This is a genomic window from Salmonella sp. SAL4457 (assembly GCF_046548235.1).
Lineage (GTDB): Bacteria > Pseudomonadota > Gammaproteobacteria > Enterobacterales > Enterobacteriaceae > Salmonella > Salmonella enterica.
Genome location: NZ_JBGDZO010001268.1, coordinates 1 through 239, shown reverse-complemented (window position 1 = coordinate 239; position 239 = coordinate 1). Strand labels below are relative to the sequence as shown.

Annotated in this window: 1 protein-coding gene; it reads right to left on the bottom strand. The window is 70.3% G+C overall.

The window, feature by feature from the left end; genetic code table 11:
* Positions 1 to 239, bottom strand: a 239-nt coding sequence (locus ACLJNW_RS28265) for a protein kinase domain-containing protein (RefSeq protein WP_410961953.1), incomplete at both ends; no start/stop codon positions are given.

Sequence of the window (239 nt, the reverse complement as noted above, 5' to 3'; positions counted from 1 at the left end):
GTTCACGCCCGTGAGGCTCGAGGTCGAGGGCAGGTTCGGCGCGGAGATGGGCTCGCTCGGGACATCGCTCGGGCGGACCTCGCGGGCGAGGCCGAAATCGAGCACCTTGACCCGGCCGTTTTGGGTGCACATCACAGTGCCGGGCTTGAGATCGCGGTGGATGACGCCTGCCGCGTGCGCGGCTTCGACGGCCGCGGCGATCTGCGCGCAGGTATCGAGCGCGTCGGCCACGGGCAAAG